Genomic DNA, 22,105 nt, shown 5'->3' on the forward strand with positions numbered 1-22,105 from the left:
CCTATCCCCCTTGTCCGAAGCGCCATCGCGGCGCCGCGCGCACCGCGGCATCGACGGGCGCCTCGACGACGCGCCGCAGCCCTGCATGGGCGTGAATCCAGTTGTCGGTGCCCATCAGCCCCAGATGAAATTGCCCCGCGGGCAGCGCGACCAGCGCCACATCGCCCGCTCGCCCCTCGCTTTCGGCGGGCACGAACCCCGCCCCACTCAACGCCGCCTCGACCCGCGCGCGCGCCCAGCCGCGCAGCGGATAGCCGTCCGGTCGCGCAAGCCGGACGCCCGCCTCGGCATAGGCCGCCCAGACCAGCCCGACACAGTCCAGCCCCGTCGCCGGATCGCATCCCTGAAAGCGGAACCGCGCCCCGACCATCGCCCGCGCCGCCGCAAGGGCGCGCGCGCCGACGTCATCCACCGGGATAGCGCGTCAGCAGGTCGTTGCCCGGCAGATGCGCCTCGCCGCGAAAATTGACCGCATTGGCAAAACGGTCGCGACAGGTGGCCAGCTGCTTGTCGCATCCCTCGGTCAGCCGCACGCGCACCGGCGCGGCTGGCAGAAACGCCGGGGCTTCAGCCAGATGCAGTGCGGCCCCGTCGGCGGCGATCACCGGGCTCGCCAGCCCGCAATTGGCGCCCTCGATCCACAACAGCTCGCCGAACGCCATATGTGGCGCGGCGGCGTCGAGCGTCACGACGCGCCCTTCGACGGCTACAACGTGCCGGATATGCGTCAGCGGCGCGAGGTCGACGCGGCACGCGCGATCGCCCAGCGTCGCGCGGCACGACGGTGAGGTCGCCGGGCACACCGGCCGGTCGAGCAACTGCGTCACACCCTTCAGCTCGGCGGCAAAGCTCGCGCCGCGCCGCTCGATCGTCCCCAGCGATCCGCGCGCGATCGTTACCGGCGCCGCATCGGGCGCCGTCCAGTCGGCCAGGAACAGCTCCAGCCCGGCGCCGTCCCAGCGCCCGGCGTCCAGATCGCGCGTCGCAATCGCGTCGCTCGCGATCGCCCCCTCGATGTCCATCGTCGCCGCGTCCAGGCTGTCGCGCGTTTCGATCGCCGATGGCTTCATCCCCGGCGCCGCGCGATAGGGCAGCCCGTCGATGAACAGATCGCGGTCGTGCGAGGTCAGCCCGATCACCACCCCGTCGCGCCGCGACAGCCGCCAGCACCAGGCGAGCGTCACCAGTTCCGCGCGCAGCCAGTCCGGCGCCGCGCTCAATCCGATCGGCGTCACCATGGCGCGCGCACCTCGACCAGCGGCACGCTCGCCAGTTCGCCCGCGAGGAAGGTCGCGCGGCTCACCTCCAGCCGGTCCTCGGCAAAGCGCACCGGCACGTCGAAGCGAAAGCCCGCGCGCACCGCGGCGCCCTCGGCAGGCGCCGCGTCGAGCAGCACTTCGCCCTCGCCCGTCACCAGAAAGGCCGCCGTCTCGATCCCACCCACCGACACGCTGACGCTGCCCGCGACCGGCAGGCGGATCGGCCGCACCACTTCGGCGTCGCCTTCGCCATAGCGCTTCACCAGCGCAAATTGCCGCCGCACCCCGTCGCCTGTTCCCAGCAACTGATCCTCGGCGGTCGGCAGCCCGTTGTCGGCCGCCGAACTGCTGTCGAACGGATCGCGAAAGCGGAACGCGCGCGCCGCACCGCGCCGCGCGCGGAAAAACGCCGTCAGCGCGCGCACATCGGCCTCGGACCTTATCCCCGGCCCGGCGTCATAGCGCATCCGTGCCTCGGCCCATTCGCTCGCGCGCTGTTCGTGCCCCGATGGCGAGCTGACGATCTGCGTCGAAAATTCGGTCAGCGCCACCGCCTCGCGCCCGATCGCGATCGGGAAATCCACTGCATCGAACGCCTGCACCCTGTCCTCCCCGTCAAAGGCCGTGAAGCCGTCGCGCGCCACCTGCGGCAGCGCCCAGATAAAGGTCCGCGCCACCCCCGCGCGCCGCGCCGCGTCGGCGGCCTCGGCGATCGCCGCCCACTGGCCGCGCTGTTCGGGCAGCAGCACGAACCCCGAAAAATAATGCTGTTCCGCAATGGGATAACCGAGCCGCAGCGCCATCGCGGCGCGCGCGCCAGCGGTCTCGCCGCTGCGCCCGCCGGTCACCCAGTCATAATCCTCGAGCTGGAGCACGTCGAACGCCGGCGCCGCCCAGCCGAGCGGCACATTGGCGCGCCGCACCTCTGCCGCCGCCGGGTCGAGCACCGGCGGCAGATAAACGAGCAAGTGGCTGACTAGCCCCGCCGCACCCGCCTCCTCCCGCGCCGCCGCGACCAGCGCGGCGGTCGAATCGGCGAGCAAGGCGCCCAGCGCATCGAGCATCGCCCGCTGCGGCGCATCGAGCGTCCCCCGCACGTCGGCGATCGGCACGCTCGCACTGCCCAGCATCGCGGTCGCCGCGGCGTCATAGGCACAGATGCGCCCCTCGCCCGCGATCCACCACCAGGGCTCGCCGACCTGGAACCTGCCCGCCAGCCCGGCGTCGCGCCCGATCGCGACAAATGCCCGCGCCACCGCCTGCAAATAAGCCATCGCCGCCGCATTGGCGGGCGACAGCAAGGTCGAGGGCGGCTGCCACCCGGTCAGCGCGGGCGCGCCGTCGGCGTCGCGCTGCTTCCAGTCTGCGGGGCAATAGGCGTCGAAGAGTTCATAGGAGAGCGACCAGATCAGCCCCAGCCCCGCCGCCGCGCAGGTCGCGGCGAAATCGCGGTGCCACGCGGCGCACGGGCCGTTGAGCGCGCCCCCCGCCGCATCCGCGAGCAGCCCCGCGCCCGACGGCGCCAGCCGCATATAATGGCTCATCCCGACATAATGGACGACGTCGCCGCGATAGCCCAGCTGCACGATCTGCCGCACCACGCGCGCCGGGGTCAGGTGGTAACAATCGTCATAGCCGTTCGTCATGCCCAGCGCCGTTTCGGGCAGCACCGCATCGCCGATCGCCAGTACCGATCCCGATCCGGTGCAGACGATGTCGCTCATCTCGGCCCAGCCCTCGGCGGGCGCCGCCAGCTCGCCCGCGCCGCCGTCATAGGTCGGCGGCACCAGCGAGACGAACATCCGGTCGATGTCCCCGGCCCACACCGGATCGGCCTCGCCGGGGAGCAGGAAGCCCCCGTCGAGATCGTCGAAATCGAGCGCGATCACCGCATCCTCGCCGGTCCCGTCGGCATAATTCCACAGCCGCACATACCAGGCGCGCGCATTGCCCGCCCCATCGCGCCCCTCGATCGTCAGCGTCGGCCCGTGCAGCGCGTCGAGCGGCTTCACCCCGCCCGACCGCCACCGGAAGCTCAGCTGCGTGTGCCGGAAATCGCGCCGCGTCTCATAGGCGAGCAGCGGATGATCCCAGCGGTCCGCCGCCTCCCAGATCAGCCCCGCCAGGTCCTGCTTGCGATAAAAGACCGCCTCGACGCGCAGCGAACCCGGCGCGTTGCTCGTCACGCTAGCCATCATCGGCCGCGCAAAATCGACCGTCCAGAACCGCGGGTCGAACCGCTTGATCCACCCCTTGCGATGATGCGGTTCGGCCGCCACCAATGCCCAGCCCATCACAAAAGCCTCCCCCTCCCGCCTGCGGGAGGGGCAGCGAGACTTGCGAAGTTGTTCGCTAGTCGCAGCGGGGTGGGCAGTCGCGACGTCGCTGGCCCACCCCCAACCCTTCCCGCAAGCGGGAGGGGAGCGAACGCATCACTCTTGATATTTGCATATAGGATCATGCCGTCGCTCCTAATCCTCCCCCGCCGCCACCGCGCGCCGCACCGCGCGCGCCAACTGCCGCCCCGTCTGCGCCAGCCGCTGCGGATCGCTCCCCGCCGCGCCCTGCACATTCACCGTGATCGCAAGATTGCGCACCGGCGCCCCCGCCGCCTCGATCCGCCCGCTCGCGGTCGGCACGAACAACTCGGGGCCCCGCTCGCCGACGCGATAGGCGCGCCCCGCGCTCACCGGCCCGCCTGTCGCGCGCCCCGGCGCGCCGAACAGCGCCATCGCGATCGACGAACCCAGCGACAGCAGCCCGCCGCCACCGCTCCCGCCGCCGCCCAGCGCCGCCCCCAGCCCGCCCGCCACCGCCGCGCGCGCGATGTCGGCCATCACCGACAGCGCCAGCCGCTTCAGATCCTCGAACCCCAGCTTGCCGGTGGTGATCGCGCGCGACAGCGCCCGCTCGATCGCGCGTCCGGCATCCTCGGCCCCGGCGACCAGCGGGCCGCGCAATTCCTCGCGCAGCGCCGCGATGTCGCGCCGGAACGCCCCCGTGTCGGCGCGCACCGCGACGACCATCTCGTCGATCTCATCCATCGGGAAATTGCTCCATCATTGCGCTCAGCGCCGCGCGGTCGAAACCGGCAACGCCGCTCTCGTCGATCCACCCCGCCAGCACCGCCGCGACATCGGCAGGCGTCGCCGCCCAGAAATCCTCCGGTCGCCACCCCGCGACGCGCGCCATCACGCCGAGCAGCCGCGCCGCGCGCGGACCAAAAGCCTGCTCGCGGGCGGCGTCGGTTTGGGACATCATCGCCTTTCGCTCCCTCACCCCCGGTTCAAAGGAATCTCACACAAAGGCACAAAGGTACGAAGAAGGAGGAATCGCGGCGAAGCCGCCTCCACCACAGCATCGCTCCGCCGTGGCGCAACGCTCACATGACCCGATAACCCCTCGCCGATCACGACATCTTCGTGCCTTTGTGTCTTTGTGTGAGACTCTTTTTCTTCCCACGGAACGCCCACTCTCACCGCCCCTGCAATATCTGCCCCAGCAGCACGCGCAGCGCCGGGGTCACCGCCGCCAGCCCCTGCGCCACGACCGCCTCGCCGACATCCTCGCGCGTCAGCGCGTCGGGCCGATCCTTCACACAATGCCAGAACAGCGTCGCCAGCTCGCCCAGCGCCAGCCGCCCGTCGGCCGCGCGCTCGACCAATGCGAACAGCGGCCCCAGCTCCGCCTCCGCCGCGACCAGCGCGGCAAAGCTCGGGCGCAGCACCAGCCGCGCGCCCGCGACGCACAGCTCCGCCTCGCCGCGCAGCGCGTTCGCTCCCATCCTTGCCGACGCGCTCACAGGCTCACCACCGCGCCGCTCGATTCGAGGTTCAGCGTATAATTGCGCTCGCCATTATAATCGCCGGCATAGTCGAGCCGCGTCACCAGAAAGCGTCCGCGCATCCGCTCGCCGCTCTCGAAGCTCAGCTCATAATCGTCGATCGCGCCCGACAACGCATGGCCGCGCAGCCGCAACTCGGCGTCGGAGCCGGTAAAGATGCCCGCGGCGCTCACCGACACCGACCGCACGCCCGCGCCCGACAACAGCTCGCGCCATCCGCCCGAATCCTTGGTGGTGACGTTCACCGCCTCGCCATTCACCGACAATTGCGTCGTGCGCAGCCCCGCCACGGTCCGATAGGTCGGCGGAGCGCCGCCGTCGCCGACCTTGAGCAGAAAAGCGCTCCCATTTTCGATTGCCATCGTCTAACCTCCTTGAAAAATAATCGTGCGGAATGGGGAGTCGCAGGATGCTGATCACGACACTGGTTCTGGCCATGATGGTCCAGTCGCCCGCGGCGACGGTCGACCGGACGCGCGCCGCTTTCACCAAATGCCTTCGCGACGATCTCAAGCGGGCGCTCGAGGCGAAGGTCGAAGAGGCCGAATATGTGATGACGCTCAAGGCGAACTGCACGGCCGAACGCGACGCCTTTCGCAAGGCGGTGATCGCGCTCGGCCGCGCCGCGGGCGATTCCGAAAAGGTCGCGACCGAGGACGCCGACTGGCAGGTCGAGGATTATCACGATAATTTCACCGAGAAGTTCAGGGATTATAAGGCGACCAACACGCTGCCCGGCGACTGACCGACGCGCTTCCCGATCTTCAGGCCACGAGGCATCGGCATTGCACGATCATCTCGTGCCGCCAGCCGCCCTCGCGCGCAAAGCCAAGGCGCGTGCGGATCGTCCGCGCGCCCACGATCGTCCAGCCGCCCGCCGCCCCCCGCATCGTCGCGACGACGCGTTCGATGCGCTCGGCGGCGCCTTCATCCACCGTGCCGCCGACACCCGCCAGCACCAGCGTCAGCCGAACCTCGCGCCCCGCGCGATCCTTCGTGCCCCAGTCGCGCCCCTCGACGCCGCCGACCGTCACAAAGGGCGCGCTCGCGCGCGGCGGTGCGCCGTCGAAGACGCCATGGACGATCCCCGCCAGCGCTTCGTCGCGCGTCAGCAGGTCGAGCGCGCGGGCGCGCACCGCGCTCTCGGCGCTCGTCACCGCCCGCTCCCCAGCGTCAGCCGCCGCCACGGCTGCCACAGCGCGGCGATGGCGGCGGGCGGGGCGGTGCCCGACCCGTCGCGCGCGTCGTGCAGATGTTGCGTCATGCGCAATATGCCCTGCCTTATCGCTTCGGGCACGCCGTTCGGCCCATCGGCGATGCCCGCGCGATAGGCGACGCGCAGCCGCTCGGCGTCGTCCGCCCGTTCGACCGCGATGCGCGTGCTGCCATCGCGGCCGACGGTTAGGCGATATTCGCCCTCGGCGAGCGGTCTTTCCCCGCCGCCCGGCACGAGCAGCGCCAGGCTGTCGATACCGGTCACCGGCTGCGCGGCCAGCCGGACCGCGCCCGCGTCGATCGGCAGTCTTTCCTCGACCGCGCGCACGATCAGCCACTGGCCGATAAAGGCCTCGCAGATATTGGTCGCGGCGCGGATCAGCCCCGCCACCACCGCATCGTCGACCGTCGCGCCCATCCTTAACCAGCCGCGCGCTTCATTCAGGCTTACCGGCGCTTCCCCCGGCAACAGACTCTCGGCCATCATCGCTCCTCCACCCGCATCGACACCGATCGCTCGTCGATCTGTCCATCGCTCAGCGTCACCCGGTTGGTGACGCGATAGAGGCGGCCCGCAACGCCGCCCGTCAGCGTGACGGTGGTTTGCAGCAGGCCGTGCGCCGCGCCCGCCACGCTCACGCCCCCCGCCTCGGCCGGGATGACCGACCAGTCGCTCGCGACGATGGCGGCCCCGTCGGAATAAGCGGCCGCCCAGTCGAACTCGAAATCGATCCGGGTGCCCGGATCCTTTACCATCATCGTCATCATCGGCCCTTTCCGTCAGGGTTTGCGTGGTGTCGCACGCCGCGCGATCGCGCGCGGCATCGGCAGCATTGTCTGCGGCGCTGCGGGGGCCGGCCCGGCCCATTCGCTCGCGAGGTCGCGTCGGCCGACATCGCCGATCGCGCGCGCCGCCAGCGCCGTTCCGCCGGTCACGCCGCCGCCTCCAGCGCCGCGATCCGCGCGTCCTGCGCGGCGATCAGGAACAGCGCGAGCTGGTCGACGCGGACCCCGAAGCGGCTTCCGGCGGGGCGACCGGCCTGCGCCGCGCGCACCGGGGCGATGAGGTTGCCTTCCCCGTCGCGGACTTCGTCGGTCGCCGTGACCGGCTCCACCGCGTCCCACTTGTCCCAGCAGAGAAAGGCATAGGCGCTGCCCGGATCGACGCCCTCGGCAAGCGGCTCGATCAGCCCCTCGTCGGCCATGATCGCCCACACCGCCTGCGCGCGCACGCCGAAGTGCATCCGCGCACCGTCCGCGCCCTTCGCGGCGATCGCGTCGTTCCACTGATAGAAACCGAGTTCAGCCGCGATCCGCCGCGCGGCGCGCAGTTCGGCTTCGGTCGGCGCGCCGCGCCACGTCTTGTCGCGCGCGTCGGATGTGTTGATCGTGCCATTGACGGCATAGATTTCGCTGACCCGGTTGACGCCGCCGCCAATCGTATAGGCATTGTCGGCGACCGGATAAAAACCGCCCGCCGACGAGATCGCCCAGCGATAGGTGCCATTGGTGCCAAAGCGTATCTGGTGGTTCAGGCTGTTCCAGATGTCGAAACCGTCGTCGATTGCCGAATAGCCGCAAAAGCCCTTCGCCCCCGACGGATCGTAAAAGCCCTGATAACAGGCGCCGCCGCCGCGCGCGGTGGTCGTTTCGAGCCGCTGGATTTCGCCGCCCGACACGATATGCAGGCGCGCGTTCGGCGCTCCCGGCATCGAACCGATGCCCAGATGGCCTGTCGCGCTCAGCCGCATCCGTTCCAATCCACCGGACACAAAGCCGATATTGTCGGCGGCGGGTTGCCAGAATCCGGTGTCGGCGTCGGCGGCAAAGCTGATCGACGGCGCCGCTGCGCTGCCCGCGGCCGCGCCCAATGCGCCGTCCAGCGGATAGCGCCCGCCGGCATCGCGAAACGCCAGCGCCGACAGGGGGATGTTGACCCAGTCCGCGCCGCGCCGAACGGTCACCGCGTCGCTTGCCTCACCCCCGCTCGCGCTGTCATGCGATGTCGAGATCGGTTGCCTCGCAGCAAGCGCGTCGTGCACGCTCGTCAGCTGGCCCGACAGCCCCGCCACCGCGGCCGCCAGCGCCGCCGTCTCCATGTCGCGCGCCGCGAACCAGTCCGCGCCCACCGTCAGCGCGATCGTCTTGAGGCCGACCGCGAAATCGACCGCCGCGCCGCCCGCGGACGAAGCCGCCACCGCGTCGCGCAGCAGCCGCCCGTCGCCGCCGATCCGGCCGGTCCCCACCTCCCATTCGGCGGGATGCGCTATCCCTGCGATGGCATAATGAAACGACACGCCGGGCGGCACGACGCCCGAAAAACGGCGATGGCCGGGCACCGCGCCGGTGGGCGTCAGCGGCCCGGTCCCGCCCTCCTGCGCCAGCTCGCGCACCAGGTCGGCGAAAAAGGGAGTCGGCATGGCAAAGCCATCCTTTCCAATCAATTTTAGATGAGAAGAATGTCGGTCGGCATTTGGCGCCCGGCTCCGCCCCGAAAGGGTTGGACGGGCCGGGCGCCCTCGCGCGCCTGCGCTGCCTTCGGGTCAGCTGGCGGCGAATTTCATCAGCTTGATCGCCTGCGAATCGATGATCGCGCCGCCCACCCTTTTGGTTGCATAGAAATGCACAAAAGGCTTGTTGCTGAACGGGTCGCGCAGGATGCGCGTCTCGCCGCGGTCGGCGATCAGGTAACCGGCGCGGAAATTGCCGAAGGCGATCGACAGGCTGTCGGCCGCAATATCCGGCATGTCCTCGGCCTCGACCACCGGATAGCCGAGCAGCGTCGCGGCCTGTCCCTCGACCATCCCCGGCTGCCAGATAAAGGCGCCGTCCGCCGTCTTGAACTTGCGGATGCGGGCAAGCGTGTCGCTGTTCATCACCCACACCGCGCCCTGCCGGTATGGCGCTTTCAGCGCATGGACCAGCTCGACCAGCCTGTCCTGCGGGTTCGACGCCGGAAAGGCGCCCGCGCTGCCCGTCGCCAGATGCTGCAAGGTGCCAAAGGCGCGCGCGCCGTCGCCCTCGTCGCTCGTCGCATAGGTCAGGAAGCCCCTGGGGCGGTTGACGCCGTTGCCGGTCACGAACGCCGCCCCCTCGGCGACCGCGAACTCGCGCGCGATCTCGTCCGCCAGCCAGTCCTCGACGTTGAACATCGCATCGTCGAGCATCGCCTGGCTCGCCGCCGGATTGGCGTAAAGCTCGCCCGACGGCGGCGCGATTTCGGCAAAGCTGCGCGTCGCCGTTTCGGGCCGCGCGTCACTCTCGCCGACCCAGCCCGCGCCCGTCGCGCCCGTCGCGACCAGCTTGCGATACCCGCTCGTCCCCGTCTGCACGACGGTCGCGATGCTGCGGATCGGCGACAGCGCCTTCAGCGTCGCGGCGATGCTGGTGTCGATCTCGCGCGGCACCGCATAGCCGCCCTCGGCTCCGCTCGCCCCCGACAGGCTCTTCATCTCGACGCCCGCGTCGATGCCGCGCCGCAAATATCGCTCAACGAACGCACCCAGCGCCGGATCGGCCGCCTTCGCCCCGTCGAGCGGCAGTCGCGCCGCCGCGACCGCCTGGGCGTCGACCTGCGCCTTCAGCGCCGCGACCGACGCTTTCAGCTCGTCGACCGCTTCCGCCGCCAGCACCGCATCGAACGCCCCGTCCAGCGCATCGGCCTTCACTTCCATATCCATTTCCATGCCCGTCACTCCTTCAACGAAATCCATCGCCCACTTTCCTCGTCATCCCGGCGAAGGCCGGGATCTCGCCCTTTCGCTCGCCTCAGCCGTCGAGATTCCGGCCTTCGCCGGAATGACGATGGAAGGAGACACCCCCACCACCCGCGCCAGCGGCTGCATCGGCGCCGCCACCAGGCTCACTTCGGCCAGGTCGAGCGCCAGCAGCTCGCGCGGCCGCGCCCCGCGCGCCGCCCGCACCCGGTATCCGAACGACAATCCCGTCAGCGCCCCGCGCGCCACCAGCCCCGCCGCCGTCGGATGCGTCACCCGCGCCACGACGCGCAGCCCGCGCCGATCCTCCGCCAGTGCCTCGATCATGCCGATCACCGCCCCCGGCCGATGCTGCCACAGCAAAGGCACCGCCCGCCCCTCGGCCAGGCTCGCCGCAAACGCCCCCGCGCGCACAATGTCGCCGCCGCGATCGACACGGTCGAACACGGCAGCGTAACCGGCGAAACGAATGGACAGAGGTTCACGCGGAGACGCGGAGACGCGGAGATTCTCCAACCCCGCTCGCCCTGAGCTTGTCGAAGCCTGTCCTGAGCGCCTGCAAGGCAGTCGAAGGGGGTTGTTCTTTTTTCCGACGTCATCGAAGGGAAAACGGTCCTTCGACAAGCTCAGGACCAATGGAGAGGGGCAAGCCTTTCTCCGCGCCTCCGCGTCTCCACGTGAACCTTTATCCAGCGCCGACGCCCCCCTCACCGCAAGAGCCCCGGCAGCCCCAGCTTCACCGCCAGCCCGACGACCAGCAGCGCCAGCATCGCGCGCACCGCCCAGTCGACCGCCGCCTTCCACGCGCTCCTCTTCGCGTCGCGCCACGCGCCCAGCAGCTGCCGCAGGTCCGCCACATCGTCGCGCGCCGCCGCATCGGCCAGCCCCAGCCGCGCCAGCGCCCGCCGCGCCCCCAGCTCGCTCGCCTCCTCGACCACCGCACGCAGCAAGGCCGCGTCGGGCGCCCCGGACGCTCCGGCCGCGCTCGTCCCCGCCAGCGCGATCAACCGCGCCAGCGCCTCTTCCTCATCCATGTCGTTATCCTCACAAAAAAACCCTCACCCTGGGATGGGGGAGGGTTGCGCAGCCTTGGCAGCTTGCTGCCCAGGCGAAGCTGGGTGGGGGTGGGCCGTCGCCCGCGAACGCTACGCCACCCCCAGCAACGCCTTCTTCTCGTCCGCGCTCAGCCAGTCCGCCGCCGACACCTCGCGCCACAGCGCCATCCGGTCCTCGGCCAGCGCGGGCAGCTTGTTAAGGTCGACGCGCAGCTCGGCGCCGTCGAACCAGCCGCGCAGCCCGTGCGCGATCGCCCCCAAAATCTTCGCGCACAAGGGCAGCACCGTCAGCCGCCACAGCGCGCGATTGGCTTCGCGGTAGTTGGCATAGGTCGCATCGCCGGGCAGCCCCAGCAGCATCGGCGGCACCCCGAAGGTCATCGCAATCTCTCGCGCGCTCGAATCCTTCAGCGCCAGAAAATCCATCTCGGCGGGCGACAGCGACAGCGCCTGCCACCGGAGCCCACCCTCCAGCAGCAACGGCCGCCCCGCATTGGCGCGTCCCGAAAAACTCTCGGCCAATTCCTCGCGCAGCCGCTCGACCTGTTCGGTCGACAGCGGCATTCCCTTGTCGCCCGGATCATGCACCAGCGCCCCCGACGGCCGCGCCGCATTTTCCAGCAGCGCCGCATTCCACTTCGCCGCCGCATTATGCGCCGCAATCGCCCCCGCCGCGGCGCCCAGGCACCCCGCGCCATAATGATCGTCCAGGGGGTGCAGCGCCTTCACATGCACCACCGCCACGCGCCCCGCGCCATCCTCGGCGGGCAGGACCGCCGCCGACCCGCCCGCCTTGTAGCGATAGGCAACCGGCCACCCCCGGCTATCGGCCTCGACCGTCACCCGCTCGGGCCGCAACGCGAACAGCTCGGCCGGCACCCCCGCGCCATCGGTTAATATCTGCACATAGCCATTGCCGTGGAGCAGCAGGTGCGACGCCAGCGTTTCGAGCAGCCCCTGCCCACCCGACGGCCCCGCGACGAGCGCCAGCAACGCCGGATCGCTCGCCTCCAGCGGCGCACTCGCCGCCGCCTCGGCGACCAGCCGCACCGATCGCTGCACGATCGCATTCGCCAGATACCCCTCGCGCACCTGCGCCTCCCACGACAGCGGCGCGGGCGCCGACCAATTCCCATACACACGCGACAAAGCAGGCCGCGCAGCACCCTGCGCAGCCTTCCGGCCAAACCAGTTCATGATGTTCTCCTCACGCCGCGCGCAGGGGATGCCCCCTCGTCACCCCGGGCTTGACCCGGGGTCCCGCTTCAATCCTCAAGCCAGCCTGTCGGACAGATCCAGCCAATCGGGATTACCCCGCTCGATCAGTTCGAACTTCCATTGCCGGTGCCACCGCTTGATGCGCTTCTCCTGCGCGATGCACAGCACAATATCGTCGCCTCGCTCCGCCCAGACGAGGCGGCCGAGCCCATAACGCGCGCAAAAATCCGATCCGTCTCCCGTCCGGTGCTGATGGATGCGCGCCGCGAGATGCGCGGTCACACCGACATAGATCGTGCCGCGATAACGGTCGGCCATGATATAGACCCAGCCTCCCTTCCGTTCGCGTTCCATTCGCTTGCCATCAGAAAAGCGGGACCCCGGGTCAAGCCCGGGGTGACGAGGATGGCGTGGAGAGACGTCGAAGGGGGCGTGAATCGCGTCCATATTGGCGCTTTCGCGCCTGAACTGTCGCGGAAAGCTGACTGCAATCGTCACCCCGGGCTTGACCCGGGGTCCCGCTTTCGGGCGAGCGGCAGGCTCAAACCACCCGCACCCCCGGCCCCCGCCCCTTGCGCATCCCCGCGCGCAGCGCCGCCAGCGCCCACACACACGCATCGGCCCGATCCGGCGACCGTCCCGGTCCCGCATAACCCCCGCCGATCTGGAGCCCGCAAAGCTGGTCCTCCAACTCGGCGAACACCCCCGCATGGACCACCTGCCCGCGCTCATAGGCGAGCGCGACCGGCTCGGCGCGCCGCACCTTGCCCGCGCTCGCGCGCACCGGAACGACGGGCAGCGCCATGTCGGCCTGGCGCAGCACCGCCTCGACCATCTCGCCGCCCATATTGCTCTCGGCGACCACGCGCTCGGCGCCCCACCGCGCCGCCGCGGCGGCCACCGCCTGCGCCCACACGCCCGGCACCGCGCGCTCGACGCTCGCATCCTCGACCACCGCCAGCCGCCCGTCGCGCAGCTCGGCGGCGACGATGATCCCGCACGCGTCGCCCCCCGCGCTCGCGGGCGGATCGACGCCGATCACGACGCGCACATATTTGCCCACGCTCTCCGCATCGACCCGGCACCGCTCGATCAGCGCGCGCGTCCACAGCGCGCCCTCGACATCCTCCAGCAATTCGCCGTCCAGCTCCTGCCGCCCCAGCCGCGTCCCGCCGTAACTCGCCAGCATCGCGACGACGAAATCGTCGGGCAGGTGCGGGTTGTCGCGCGTCCGGCCAAAGGTTTCGACGATCCCCGGCGCCGCCATCACCTTGCGCATCACCGCATTGGGGCGCGGCGTCGTCGTCACCAGCACGCGCGGCCGCTCGCCCAGCCGCATTCCCAGCATCAGATTGTCCCACGCCGCCTCGCCGCGCCGCCATTTGGCCAGCTCGTCGCACCAGGCGAAATGATGTTCGGGCCCGCGCAGCTCCTCGCCCGCCTCGGCCGAATAGAGCGTCGCCACCGCGCCGCTCACAAAGCGCAGCTCGCGCCGCCCCGCCACCCAGAGCGGTTCCTCGCCCCTGCGCGCCACCGCGATCAACCCGCTCGGCCCCTCGATCATCACGCGCATGGCATCGGCCTGCGTCGCGCCGACCAGCGCGATGCGCGCTTCGGGCCAGTCGCGCGCGATCTGGCTCACCCATTCGGACCCCGCGCGCGTCTTGCCGAACCCGCGCCCCGCGCGGATCAGCCAGATGCGCCACGCCCCCGGCGGTTCGCGCTGCCCGTCGTTTTCGAACCCGTACCAGCGCGCGGTCAGCTCGTCCTTCTGCGATGGCGACAGTCCCTCCAGCACCGTGCGCTGGTCGCGCAGCTTCATCGCGGCCAAGGTGCCCATAATGTCAAGCGACCGGGTCCGCCGCTCGGCCGCGCTCGCGCGCCGCGCCGCCGTCATGCGCCGCTCCCCGCGGGCGGCAGCGCGACCAGTTCGCCGCCATCGACCGTCCCCAGGCGCCGCGCCTGCTGGCGCTTGACCATCGCGATGCGCTTCAGCAGCACCGCGTCGGTTTCCTCCTGCGTCGCGATATGCCGCGCCTGCGGCCGCCGCCGATGGGCAAAGCCCTGCTGCACGCTCCGCCGGTGCTGGTTGAGCAGCCCGATCGCCTGTTCGACCGTCATTTTCTCGACCGGCTGCTCGCGCTCGTCGAGCGCAATCTCGCCGACCACCTCCAGCGCGCGGCGCAGCAACGCCGTCTCCAGCCGCTCGAAGCCGACCTCCAGCGCCCCCTGCCACGCCTGCGCAAAGCCCGGATCGCGCTGGCGGAGCACATAGCCGCTGCGGTCGCCCATGCCCGCCGCCCTGTGCGCGCGCGTCACATTACAGCTATGCGCCAGCTCGGCCAGAAACGCCGCGCGCCGCGCCTTGGTCCAGCTTTGCGGCTTCGCTTTGCGCCGTTGCAACGGCCCGCTCTGGAAGCCCGCAATTTCCTCGTCGCCACTCTCGTCCGCCATCGCCCATCGCCTCCAAAAGCGATCGGGCCGGAACACCCTCCCGCCACTGGGGAGCGCGCCGGCCCGACTCGCAATTCTTCATGATGTGACACTTGTGCCATATCAGCGTGACGATGTCAATAGAAAATAACCAATATGGTTATCTCATGGTCGCCAACCCATCCATCACCGCCGTCAGCGCCAGCGCATTCTCGCGCTCCATCGCGCTGTGCCCGGCGTTGGTGACGACATAGGACACCGGCTCCGCCCCCGCGGCGCGCAGCGCGGCGACCAGCCGCGATGCCTGTGTCAGCGGGCAGACTTCGTCGAAACGGCCGTGGACGATATGGATGGGGATCGCCGCCAGCACGTCGATATGGTCGAAAAAATGGCCCGCGGGCAGGAACAGGTCGTTCGCGAAATAATGCGCCTCGATCTGCGCGAAACACAGCGCGAAATCGGCCTCGCCGAACTTGCCCGTATCGGCGCTTTCGGGGATCATGTTGGAAATCACCCCTTCCCAGAGCGACCAGGTGAGCGCGGCGTTCAGCTGCCGCTGCTTCTCGGCGGGGGTCGCGGGGACCATATCGAAAATCGCCTTGTACGACGCCATGACGTCGCGCCGCTCGTCGGGCGACAGCACCGAGAGCAGCGCCGCCCATTCGTCGGGATATTTGATATAGGCGCCGGGCGCGGTCAGCCCGAACGGGTCGTCCCCCCACGTCGCGGCATTGCCCTGATACAGATAGAGCAGATCCTCCGCCGCCCCCAGGAAGATGCCGCGCAGGATCAGGCTGGCGCAATGCGCGGGGTGCCGGGTCGCGTATGCCATCGCCAGCGTGCTGCCCCAGCTCCCGCCAAACACATGCATCGGCCCCGCAATCTCCAGATGATCGCGCAATTTCTCGATGTCGCCGATCAGGTCGGCGGTGGTGTTTTTCGCCAGCGCGACCGCCGGCCCGGCCGAGGCGACATTGGGCTCGCTCTTGCCGCATCCGCGCTGGTCGAACAGGATCACGCGGTATCGCTTCGGATCGAAGAATCGCGCCATCACCGGCGCGCATGCGCCGCCGGGGCCGCCGTGCAGGACCATCACCGGCTCGCCCGCCGGATTGCCATATTCCTCCCAATAAAGGCGGTGCGCGGGATCGCGATCGACCTCCAGCCACCCGAAATTGAGGCAGGGCGGCTGCGGATAGACCCAGTCCTCGCCGATCTTGCTCGACGCCTGAAGCCGCGAAAAATCCATGTCCATAACCCCATCCGCTCCCCGACAAGCCCCTCCCCTGAAAGGGAGGGGCTCGATTCCGCCCGACCCGAACAGACGCTCGACCCGCAAAAACCCCAAACCCTTGAACCATCAGGTAGTTGACCGCCCGCCCCCGAATGTCCAGACCCTGCACTTCGGGAAACAGGGAGCGATTACGGAACTCGACGTCGGATCGGCAAAGCGTCGCGACAAGGGAAAGCTGTACCCCGGCGGAAGCCGGGGCCAGGGCGTCCAGAAGCCAGGCGTTGCGCCAGGACGCTCTGGACCCCGGCTTCCGCCGGGGTACGTATGACGGCTTCGATAAGGCATAACCGCCAAGCCAAACCGCCCGCCGCTTGCCGACAGGCAGGAAGCAGCAAGGAAAAAGGGAAAGATGTTGATGCGCAAACTGGCCTTGTTTGGAACCGCCCTCCTCGCCCTCACGGCGCAGCCGCTCTGGGCGCAGCAGGAAGAGGCCCCCGCGCCGCAGCAGCCCGCATCCGAACCCGCCGCCGCCACCCCCACCCCGATGCCCGCCGCCGCGGTGGGCAGCGCGCGCACCGGCCCCGAACGCCGCTTCACCGGCGCCGACCTGTTCGACCTCGCGATCGCCGCCGATCCGCAGATCAGCCCCGACGGCCGCCACATCGCCTATGTCCGCCGCGCCAACGACATCATGACCGACCGCGCGGTCAGCTCGATCTGGCTGATCGACACCGCGACGGGGCGCGAAACCCCGCTTGCGGGACAGGACGGCCCGGCCTTTTCGCCGCGCTGGTCGCCCGACGGCGCGCGCCTCGCCTATGTCTCGGCCGCGGGCGGCAGCGCGCAGCTCTGGGTGCGCTGGATGGACGGCGGCGAAGCCGTGCGGCTGACCGGCCTGCCGACCAGCCCGTCCAGCCTGACCTGGGCGCCCGACGGCCGCTCGATCGCCTATACGATGCTGGTGAAGGACGAAGGCGCCAAGCTCGGCAGCGCGCCAGCGAACAAGCCCGAGGGCGCCAAATGGGCCGAACCGCTCGACATCCGCACCCTCCTCACCTACCGCGCCGACGGACAGGGCTATGTCGAGCCGGGGTTCGAGAAAATCTTTCTCATCCCCGCGACCGGCGGCGCGCCGCGCCAGCTGACCTTCGGTCCTTACCATGATGGCGGGCCCTTGAGCTGGTCGCGCGACGGCCGCACGCTCTATTTCAGCGCCAACCGCCAGCCGGACTGGGAAACCGACCCGCTCGAAAGCGAAATCCACGCGCTCGATGTGGCCAGCGGCGCGATCGCGACGCTCACCGATCGCAACGGCCCCGACGCCAATCCGCTGGTGTCGCCCGACGGCCGCCTCATCGCCTGGCTCGGCTTCGACGACGCAAAGCGCGCCTATGAACAGACGGAGCTTTATGTGATGAACCGCGACGGGTCGGGCCGCCGCCGCGTCGCCGCCAACTGGGACTACAGCGTCGATGCCGTGCAGTGGGCCGCCGACAGCCGCAGCCTCTATGTCCAATATGACGATCATGGCGAAACGAAGGTCGCGCGCGTCACGCTCGACGGCGCGGTGCGCGACGTGGCGAAGGGGTTGTCGGGCGGCGGGATGGACCGGCCCTATACCGGCGGCAGCTTCACCGTCGCCGACAATGGCGCCATCGCCTTCACCGGCGGCACCGCCACGCGCCCCGCCGAGGTGCAGCTCGCGCGCGGCGGCGGCGAGGCGCGCATCCTCACCGATCTCAACCGGACTTTACGCGAGGTCAAATCGCTGGGGCAGGTGCGCAAGATCACCGCGGCGTCGAGCCTCGACGGGCTGCCGATCGAGGGCTGGCTGACCTTGCCGCCGGGCTATGTCGAGGGACAGCGCGTGCCGCTGATCCTCGAAATCCATGGCGGACCCTTCACCGCCTATGGCCCGCATTTTTCGACCGACAACCAACTCTATGCCGCCGCGGGCTATGCGGTGCTGTCGCCGAACCCGCGCGGCTCGACCAGCTATGGCGAGGCCTTCGCGCAGCAGATCGACAAGGCCTATCCGGGCAATGATTATTTCGACCTCATCTCGATCGTCGATCAGGCGATCGCGCTCGGCATCGCCGATCCCGACGCCCTGTTCGTCACCGGCGGGTCGGGCGGCGGCGTGCTGACCAGCTGGATCGTCGGCAAAACCAACCGCTTCAAGGCGGCGGCGACGCAGAAACCCGTCATCAACTGGGCGACGCAGGCGCTGACCGCCGACGGCCCCGCCTTCTTCGGCCCCTATTGGCTCGGCGCCCAGCCGTGGGAACGGCCGGAGCTGTTCTGGGAGCGCTCGCCGCTGTCGCTCGTCGGCAATGTCGAAACCCCGACGCTCGTTGTCGTCGGCGGCGAGGATTATCGCACCCCGGTCAGCGAATCCGAACAATATTACACCGCGCTTCGCCTCCGCGGCGTGCCCACCGCGCTCGTCAAGGTGCCCGGCGCCAGCCACGGCAGCATCGCCGCGCGCCCGTCGCAATCGGCCGCCAAGGCCGCCGCGATCCTCGCCTGGTTCGACAAATATCGGAAAGGCTGGACGCGGCCCGCGCCATCGGATTAATCCCGGTGCGATGAGCGACGACAAGATTTTCATCAGCGCCAACGAACTGCTCGCCGATTCGCTGCGGCTGGGCCGGCAGGTGATCGAAAGCGGGTTCAAACCGACGCATCTCGTCGGCATCTGGCGCGGCGGCGCGCCGGTGGGGATCGCGGTGCAGGAACTGCTCGACTATCATGGGCACGCCTGCGACCATATCGCGATCCGCACCTCTTCCTACCGCGGCATCGACGATCAGGACACGCGCGTGCGCGTCTTCGCGCTCGGCTATCTCATCGACACGCTGAACCCCGACGACCGCCTGCTCATCATAGATGACGTCTTCGATTCGGGTCGCAGCATCCGCGCTTTCCTGTCCGAATTGAAGGCGCGCTGCCGTCATAATATGCCGCGCGACATCCGCATCGCGACCGTCTGGTTCAAGCCGCGCCGCAACGTCACCGACCTCCGCCCCGATTTCTTCGTCCACGAAACCGACCAGTGGCTGATCTTCCCGCACGAGATCGACGGGCTGACGGTGGACGAGATCCGCCGTCACAAACCCGAAGCGGCGATCATCCTCGGCGAAGCGGAGGTGCCGGGTGCCTGACGGCTTCGCCTCGCGCGAGGAGCGCGCCGCCTTTATCGCCCGCCTGCCCAAGGCCGAACTGCACCTCCATATCGAAGGCTCGCTCGAACCCGAGCTGATGTTCAGGCTCGCGCAGCGCAACGGCGTCGCCATCCCCTTCGCCAGCATCGACGACGTGCGCGCGGCTTACGCCTTCTCGAACCTTCAGGACTTCCTCGACATCTATTATCAGGGCATGGGCGTTCTCCAGACCGAGCAGGATTTTTACGACCTCACCGCCGCCTATTGCGCCCGCGCGAACGCCGACAACGTCCGTCACATCGAAATCTTCTTCGACCCGCAGGGTCATACGGCGCGCGGCGTCGCTTTTGAAACCGTCATCGCCGGCATCACCCGCGCGCTGGACGACGCGGAGGCGCGGTACGCGATGACCTCCAGGCTCATCCTCTGCTTCCTCCGCCATCTCAGCGAAGCCGAGGCCGAGGCGACGCTCGACGAAGCGCTGCCCTTCCTGGGTCGCATCGTCGGCGTCGGTCTCGACTCGTCCGAACTCGGCCACCCGCCCGCCAAGTTCGAGCGCGTGTTCGCGCGCGCCCGCGCGCTCGGGTTGAAGCTCGTCGCCCATGCGGGCGAGGAAGGCCCGCCCGAATATGTCCGCGAAGCGCTCGACCTCTTGAAAGTCGACCGCATCGACCATGGCAACCGCAGCCTCGAAGACCCCGCCCTCGTCGCCCGCCTCGCGGCATCGGGCATGACGCTTACCGTCTGCCCGCTCTCGAACCTCAAGCTGTGCGTCGTGCGCGACATCGCGGCTCACCCGCTGAAAACCATGCTCGATGCGGGCCTCAGGGCCACCGTCAACAGCGACGACCCCAGCTATTTCGGCGGCTATGTGAACGCCAATTACCAGGCCGTCGCCGACGCGCTCGACCTGTCGCGGGACGATCTCGTCATGCTCGCGCGCAACAGCTTCACCGGCTCCTTCCTGAGCGATGCCGAAAAGGCACGCCACCTCGCGGCGATCGACGCCTGCGCCTGATCGCGTGCGCGATGTTCGCTAACGACCGAAAGCGGACTTCTCAATTCTCGTCACCCTGAACTTGTTTCAGGGTCCATAGCCCAGCCGTTTCCTCCGGCGCAGCGCTGGATCAGAGGTCAGGCCATGGATGCTGAAACAAGTTCAGCATGACGAAATCATAGGGCAGCTCCTCACCCCATTCCGGCCCCGAACAACCTCACGCCGCGATCAGCACCCCGTGATAGGTGCGATCCTCGAACGCCCGCCCGGCGCCCATCGCGACGCAGATCAGCGCGTCGTCGGCGACCACCACCGGCAGTCCCGTCGCGCGCGCGATCGCCGCGTCCATCCGGCGCAGCAGCGCGCCGCCGCCGGTCAGCGTGATCCCTTCATCGATGATGTCGGCCGACAATTCGGGCGGCGTCTGTTCCAGCGCGGCGCGCACCGCGCTCACGATCTGCCCGACGGGTTCGGCCAGCGCCTCGGCGATTTCGGCTTCGGTCACCTGCACCTCGGCGGGTCGGCCGGTCACCAGGTCGCGACCCTTCACTCCCAGGACCATGCCGTCGCCGTCGGGCGGCGTCGCGCAGCCGATGGTCAGCTTGACGCGCTCGGCGGTCATTTCGCCGATCATCAGATTATGCTTGCGGCGGATGAACGACGAAATCATCTCATCCATCTTGTCGCCGCCGACGCGCGCCGAATTGCTATAGGCGATGCCGCTCAGCGACAGCACCGCAACCTCGGTCGTGCCGCCGCCGATGTCGACGACCATCGCGCCCCTCGGTTCGGCGACCTGCAACCCCGCGCCGATCGCCGCGGCCAGCGATTCCTCGATCAGCTGCACCGACGCTGCGCCCGCATTGCTCGCGGCGTCGCGGATCGCGCGGCGTTCGACCATCGTCGACCCGCTCGGCACGCAGATGACGACATGAACGCGCTGTGCAAAGCGGCTCGCGCCCCCCTGCGCCTTGTCCATGAAATGCTTCAGCATCTGCTCGGCGACGTCGATGTCGGCGATCACCCCGTCGCGCAGAGGACGGATCGCTTCGATATTGCCGGGGGTCTTGCCCATCATCAGCTTGGCTTCATCGCCGACGACTTTGACACGGCGGACGCCGTCGCGCGTCTCCAGCGCGACCACCGACGGCTCGTTGAGCACAATGCCCCGGTCCCGCGCATAAACCACGGTATTCACGGTCCCCAGGTCGATGGCCATATTGTGCGCGGCCGACGCAAAGCGGTCAAAAAACTTCATAGGTGGGGCAAATGCCTTCGCGAATGGAGGAAGAGCAGTCGCAGCTGGCTCGTCGGCGCCCGCAACGTCTGTCGCAATTTCGACTGCGTAAAAGGCGTGAGCGCGTCAACGAAGCGCGTCGGCAATAGTGCCAGAACGGTGGTTTCTCAGGCCCGGCCGTGCGTTTCGTTCAAAATTCGCGGTCAGCCGTCCTCCGGCACGAGGAACTTCAGCCCTTGCAGCCTCACGACGCGATCCTCCTCGCATACCGGGGCCGCTATCAATCGCATCCAGCGGCGCGGGGCCTGAGCAGGACAGATTTCGACGTCGATCGTGAAGCCGCGCCGGTGGCGGATCGCATAGGCGCGCAGCTTTTCCATCGCGGCGCGCGACGCTTCGGCATAAAGCGCCACCGCCTCTTCGCGGTGGACGACGGCGCCGCGCGGGATCCCGAAAATGTCGTGAACTTCGTCCGACCAGCGCAGCCGGTTGTTGTCGATGAGGTCGCAGTCCCATTCACCAACGCGAACGCGCGACGTCCCCAGCCGCGCGGCAATATCGACGACATCGGGGATCGGATCGAGCATGTCCGCCCTATGCAATTGCCCCAGCTCGAAAAAGCGGTCGCGCTCGTAAAGCGGCCAGCTATGATGAACGGGCAAGGGATAGGTCGGTTTCAATGCTGGCATCTTCCGCTGTTCGCGACGATAGCCTTTGCCGCTTAACGATTGAT

At 69.1% G+C, this 22,105-nt stretch carries 26 protein-coding genes; 4 read left to right on the top strand and 22 right to left on the bottom strand.

Going from position 1 to position 22,105, the window contains the following annotated elements; genetic code table 11:
• Position 1 precedes the first annotated feature (1 nt).
• The 7 genes from SPYCA_RS13735 to SPYCA_RS13765 form a co-directional block, all read right to left on the bottom strand.
• Positions 2-412 carry an NlpC/P60 family protein gene (locus SPYCA_RS13735; protein ID WP_232003321.1) on the bottom strand — a complete coding sequence of 137 codons (411 nt, stop codon included), beginning with the start codon at positions 410-412 and terminating at the stop codon, positions 2-4.
• Positions 405-1,238 (bottom strand): DUF2163 domain-containing protein, encoded by an 834-nt coding sequence (locus tag SPYCA_RS13740; RefSeq protein ID WP_120221265.1) that lies wholly within the window; start codon positions 1,236-1,238, stop codon positions 405-407. The genes SPYCA_RS13735 and SPYCA_RS13740 overlap by 8 nt, the downstream gene beginning before the upstream one ends.
• Complete coding sequence (locus tag SPYCA_RS13745; RefSeq protein WP_120221267.1) at positions 1,232-3,553, bottom strand: DUF2460 domain-containing protein; 2,322 nt, start codon at positions 3,551-3,553, stop codon at positions 1,232-1,234. The genes SPYCA_RS13740 and SPYCA_RS13745 overlap by 7 nt, the downstream gene beginning before the upstream one ends.
• 177 nt (positions 3,554-3,730) lie before the next feature.
• Positions 3,731-4,303, bottom strand: a complete 573-nt coding sequence (locus SPYCA_RS13750) for a tail tape measure protein (protein WP_120221269.1) — start codon at positions 4,301-4,303, stop codon at positions 3,731-3,733.
• Positions 4,296-4,520 carry a phage tail assembly chaperone gene (locus tag SPYCA_RS13755; RefSeq protein WP_331852502.1) on the bottom strand — a complete coding sequence of 75 codons (225 nt, stop codon included), beginning with the start codon at positions 4,518-4,520 and terminating at the stop codon, positions 4,296-4,298. The genes SPYCA_RS13750 and SPYCA_RS13755 overlap by 8 nt, the downstream gene beginning before the upstream one ends.
• 214 nt (positions 4,521-4,734) lie before the next feature.
• Entirely contained in the window at positions 4,735-5,043 is a 309-nt protein-coding gene (locus tag SPYCA_RS13760; RefSeq protein ID WP_120221271.1) for a gene transfer agent family protein, read from the bottom strand.
• A gap of 14 nt (positions 5,044-5,057) precedes the next feature.
• Positions 5,058-5,465 carry a phage tail tube protein gene (locus tag SPYCA_RS13765; protein WP_120221273.1) on the bottom strand — a complete coding sequence of 136 codons (408 nt, stop codon included), beginning with the start codon at positions 5,463-5,465 and terminating at the stop codon, positions 5,058-5,060.
• A gap of 47 nt (positions 5,466-5,512) precedes the next feature.
• Between SPYCA_RS13765 and SPYCA_RS13770 the strand changes: the two genes are divergently transcribed.
• Positions 5,513-5,848, top strand: a complete 336-nt coding sequence (locus SPYCA_RS13770) for a hypothetical protein (RefSeq protein ID WP_120221274.1) — start codon at positions 5,513-5,515, stop codon at positions 5,846-5,848.
• A 19-nt stretch (positions 5,849-5,867) separates the two neighbouring features.
• Here SPYCA_RS13770 and gp17 read toward each other — a convergent pair whose 3' ends face one another.
• The 13 genes from gp17 to pip form a co-directional block, all read right to left on the bottom strand.
• Positions 5,868-6,260: a tail completion protein gp17 gene (gene gp17, locus SPYCA_RS19310; protein ID WP_172595084.1), complete on the bottom strand. Its 393-nt coding sequence runs from the start codon at positions 6,258-6,260 to the stop codon at positions 5,868-5,870.
• Positions 6,257-6,802 (bottom strand): head-tail connector protein, encoded by a 546-nt coding sequence (locus SPYCA_RS13780; RefSeq protein ID WP_172595085.1) that lies wholly within the window; start codon positions 6,800-6,802, stop codon positions 6,257-6,259. Before SPYCA_RS13780 ends, gp17 begins: the two co-directional genes overlap by 4 nt.
• Positions 6,802-7,086: a phage fiber-tail adaptor protein gene (locus tag SPYCA_RS13785; protein ID WP_331852503.1), complete on the bottom strand. Its 285-nt coding sequence runs from the start codon at positions 7,084-7,086 to the stop codon at positions 6,802-6,804. The genes SPYCA_RS13780 and SPYCA_RS13785 overlap by 1 nt, the downstream gene beginning before the upstream one ends.
• A 12-nt stretch (positions 7,087-7,098) precedes the next feature.
• Entirely contained in the window at positions 7,099-7,254 is a 156-nt protein-coding gene (locus SPYCA_RS19315; RefSeq protein WP_172595086.1) for a hypothetical protein, read from the bottom strand.
• The gene (locus SPYCA_RS13790) at positions 7,251-8,738 is read right to left on the bottom strand and encodes a tail fiber domain-containing protein (protein WP_120221278.1); all 1,488 of its coding nucleotides are present in this window, start codon (positions 8,736-8,738) and stop codon (positions 7,251-7,253) included. The genes SPYCA_RS19315 and SPYCA_RS13790 overlap by 4 nt, the downstream gene beginning before the upstream one ends.
• A gap of 123 nt (positions 8,739-8,861) precedes the next feature.
• Positions 8,862-10,004, bottom strand: coding sequence for a phage major capsid protein (locus SPYCA_RS13795; RefSeq protein ID WP_120221279.1), 1,143 nt, complete (start codon positions 10,002-10,004; stop codon positions 8,862-8,864).
• A gap of 42 nt (positions 10,005-10,046) precedes the next feature.
• On the bottom strand, positions 10,047-10,550 hold the full coding sequence (locus tag SPYCA_RS13800) for an HK97 family phage prohead protease (protein WP_331852504.1): 504 nt from the start codon (positions 10,548-10,550) through the stop codon (positions 10,047-10,049).
• A gap of 191 nt (positions 10,551-10,741) precedes the next feature.
• Positions 10,742-11,068, bottom strand: coding sequence for a DUF6127 family protein (locus SPYCA_RS13805; protein WP_120221281.1), 327 nt, complete (start codon positions 11,066-11,068; stop codon positions 10,742-10,744).
• A gap of 111 nt (positions 11,069-11,179) precedes the next feature.
• Positions 11,180-12,286, bottom strand: coding sequence for a phage portal protein (locus tag SPYCA_RS13810; protein WP_120221283.1), 1,107 nt, complete (start codon positions 12,284-12,286; stop codon positions 11,180-11,182).
• Positions 12,287-12,361: 75 nt separating this feature from the next.
• Positions 12,362-12,661, bottom strand: a complete 300-nt coding sequence (locus tag SPYCA_RS13815; protein ID WP_120221285.1) for a GIY-YIG nuclease family protein — start codon at positions 12,659-12,661, stop codon at positions 12,362-12,364.
• A 187-nt stretch (positions 12,662-12,848) separates the two neighbouring features.
• Positions 12,849-14,204 carry a DNA-packaging protein gene (locus SPYCA_RS13820; protein ID WP_232003323.1) on the bottom strand — a complete coding sequence of 452 codons (1,356 nt, stop codon included), beginning with the start codon at positions 14,202-14,204 and terminating at the stop codon, positions 12,849-12,851.
• A complete protein-coding gene (locus SPYCA_RS13825) occupies positions 14,201-14,761 on the bottom strand; it encodes a hypothetical protein (protein ID WP_120221287.1) in 561 nt (186 codons plus the stop codon). The genes SPYCA_RS13820 and SPYCA_RS13825 overlap by 4 nt, the downstream gene beginning before the upstream one ends.
• Positions 14,762-14,900: 139 nt before the next feature.
• A complete protein-coding gene (pip, locus tag SPYCA_RS13830; RefSeq protein ID WP_120222358.1) occupies positions 14,901-15,989 on the bottom strand; it encodes a prolyl aminopeptidase in 1,089 nt (362 codons plus the stop codon).
• Positions 15,990-16,389: 400 nt separating this feature from the next.
• Here pip and SPYCA_RS13835 point away from each other — a divergent pair, with 400 nt between their 5' ends.
• The 3 genes from SPYCA_RS13835 to SPYCA_RS13845 are packed head-to-tail and all read left to right on the top strand — an operon-like array spanning position 16,390 to position 20,156.
• A complete protein-coding gene (locus SPYCA_RS13835) occupies positions 16,390-18,552 on the top strand; it encodes a S9 family peptidase (protein WP_120222359.1) in 2,163 nt (720 codons plus the stop codon).
• Positions 18,553-18,562: 10 nt separating this feature from the next.
• Positions 18,563-19,138, top strand: coding sequence for a phosphoribosyltransferase (locus SPYCA_RS13840; protein WP_120221289.1), 576 nt, complete (start codon positions 18,563-18,565; stop codon positions 19,136-19,138).
• On the top strand, positions 19,131-20,156 hold the full coding sequence (locus SPYCA_RS13845; RefSeq protein ID WP_120221291.1) for an adenosine deaminase: 1,026 nt from the start codon (positions 19,131-19,133) through the stop codon (positions 20,154-20,156). The genes SPYCA_RS13840 and SPYCA_RS13845 overlap by 8 nt, the downstream gene beginning before the upstream one ends.
• A 196-nt stretch (positions 20,157-20,352) precedes the next feature.
• Here SPYCA_RS13845 and SPYCA_RS13850 read toward each other — a convergent pair whose 3' ends face one another.
• Positions 20,353-21,393: a rod shape-determining protein gene (locus SPYCA_RS13850; RefSeq protein ID WP_120221293.1), complete on the bottom strand. Its 1,041-nt coding sequence runs from the start codon at positions 21,391-21,393 to the stop codon at positions 20,353-20,355.
• Between the two features lie 182 nt (positions 21,394-21,575).
• Complete coding sequence (locus SPYCA_RS13855; RefSeq protein WP_443029487.1) at positions 21,576-22,061, bottom strand: hypothetical protein; 486 nt, start codon at positions 22,059-22,061, stop codon at positions 21,576-21,578.
• Between the last annotated feature and the right edge of the window lie 44 nt (positions 22,062-22,105).

It is taken from the genome of Sphingopyxis sp. FD7 (assembly GCF_003609835.1).
In the GTDB taxonomy this organism is placed as follows: domain Bacteria; phylum Pseudomonadota; class Alphaproteobacteria; order Sphingomonadales; family Sphingomonadaceae; genus Sphingopyxis.

Excerpts from the sequence above, each read along its gene's own strand:
- SPYCA_RS13740 (WP_120221265.1), bottom strand. The coding sequence starts at position 1,238 with ATGGTGACGCCGATCGGATTGAGCGCGGCGCCGGACTGGCTGCGCGCG.
- SPYCA_RS13745 (WP_120221267.1), bottom strand. The coding sequence starts at position 3,553 with ATGGGCTGGGCATTGGTGGCGGCCGAACCGCATCATCGCAAGGGGTGG.
- SPYCA_RS13750 (WP_120221269.1), bottom strand. The coding sequence starts at position 4,303 with ATGGATGAGATCGACGAGATGGTCGTCGCGGTGCGCGCCGACACGGGG.
- SPYCA_RS13755 (WP_331852502.1), bottom strand. The coding sequence starts at position 4,520 with ATGATGTCCCAAACCGACGCCGCCCGCGAGCAGGCTTTTGGTCCGCGC.
- SPYCA_RS13760 (WP_120221271.1), bottom strand. The coding sequence starts at position 5,043 with ATGGGAGCGAACGCGCTGCGCGGCGAGGCGGAGCTGTGCGTCGCGGGC.
- SPYCA_RS13765 (WP_120221273.1), bottom strand. The coding sequence starts at position 5,465 with ATGGCAATCGAAAATGGGAGCGCTTTTCTGCTCAAGGTCGGCGACGGC.
- SPYCA_RS13770 (WP_120221274.1), top strand. The coding sequence starts at position 5,513 with ATGCTGATCACGACACTGGTTCTGGCCATGATGGTCCAGTCGCCCGCG.
- SPYCA_RS13780 (WP_172595085.1), bottom strand. The coding sequence starts at position 6,802 with ATGGCCGAGAGTCTGTTGCCGGGGGAAGCGCCGGTAAGCCTGAATGAA.
- SPYCA_RS13785 (WP_331852503.1), bottom strand. The coding sequence starts at position 7,086 with ATGATGACGATGATGGTAAAGGATCCGGGCACCCGGATCGATTTCGAG.
- SPYCA_RS13790 (WP_120221278.1), bottom strand. The coding sequence starts at position 8,738 with ATGCCGACTCCCTTTTTCGCCGACCTGGTGCGCGAGCTGGCGCAGGAG.
- SPYCA_RS13795 (WP_120221279.1), bottom strand. The coding sequence starts at position 10,004 with ATGGAAATGGATATGGAAGTGAAGGCCGATGCGCTGGACGGGGCGTTC.
- SPYCA_RS13805 (WP_120221281.1), bottom strand. The coding sequence starts at position 11,068 with ATGGATGAGGAAGAGGCGCTGGCGCGGTTGATCGCGCTGGCGGGGACG.
- SPYCA_RS13810 (WP_120221283.1), bottom strand. The coding sequence starts at position 12,286 with ATGAACTGGTTTGGCCGGAAGGCTGCGCAGGGTGCTGCGCGGCCTGCT.
- SPYCA_RS13815 (WP_120221285.1), bottom strand. The coding sequence starts at position 12,661 with ATGGAACGCGAACGGAAGGGAGGCTGGGTCTATATCATGGCCGACCGT.
- SPYCA_RS13820 (WP_232003323.1), bottom strand. The coding sequence starts at position 14,204 with ATGACGGCGGCGCGGCGCGCGAGCGCGGCCGAGCGGCGGACCCGGTCG.
- SPYCA_RS13825 (WP_120221287.1), bottom strand. The coding sequence starts at position 14,761 with ATGGCGGACGAGAGTGGCGACGAGGAAATTGCGGGCTTCCAGAGCGGG.
- pip (WP_120222358.1), bottom strand. The coding sequence starts at position 15,989 with ATGGATTTTTCGCGGCTTCAGGCGTCGAGCAAGATCGGCGAGGACTGG.
- SPYCA_RS13835 (WP_120222359.1), top strand. The coding sequence starts at position 16,390 with ATGCGCAAACTGGCCTTGTTTGGAACCGCCCTCCTCGCCCTCACGGCG.
- SPYCA_RS13840 (WP_120221289.1), top strand. The coding sequence starts at position 18,563 with ATGAGCGACGACAAGATTTTCATCAGCGCCAACGAACTGCTCGCCGAT.
- SPYCA_RS13850 (WP_120221293.1), bottom strand. The coding sequence starts at position 21,393 with ATGAAGTTTTTTGACCGCTTTGCGTCGGCCGCGCACAATATGGCCATC.
- SPYCA_RS13855 (WP_443029487.1), bottom strand. The coding sequence starts at position 22,061 with ATGCCAGCATTGAAACCGACCTATCCCTTGCCCGTTCATCATAGCTGG.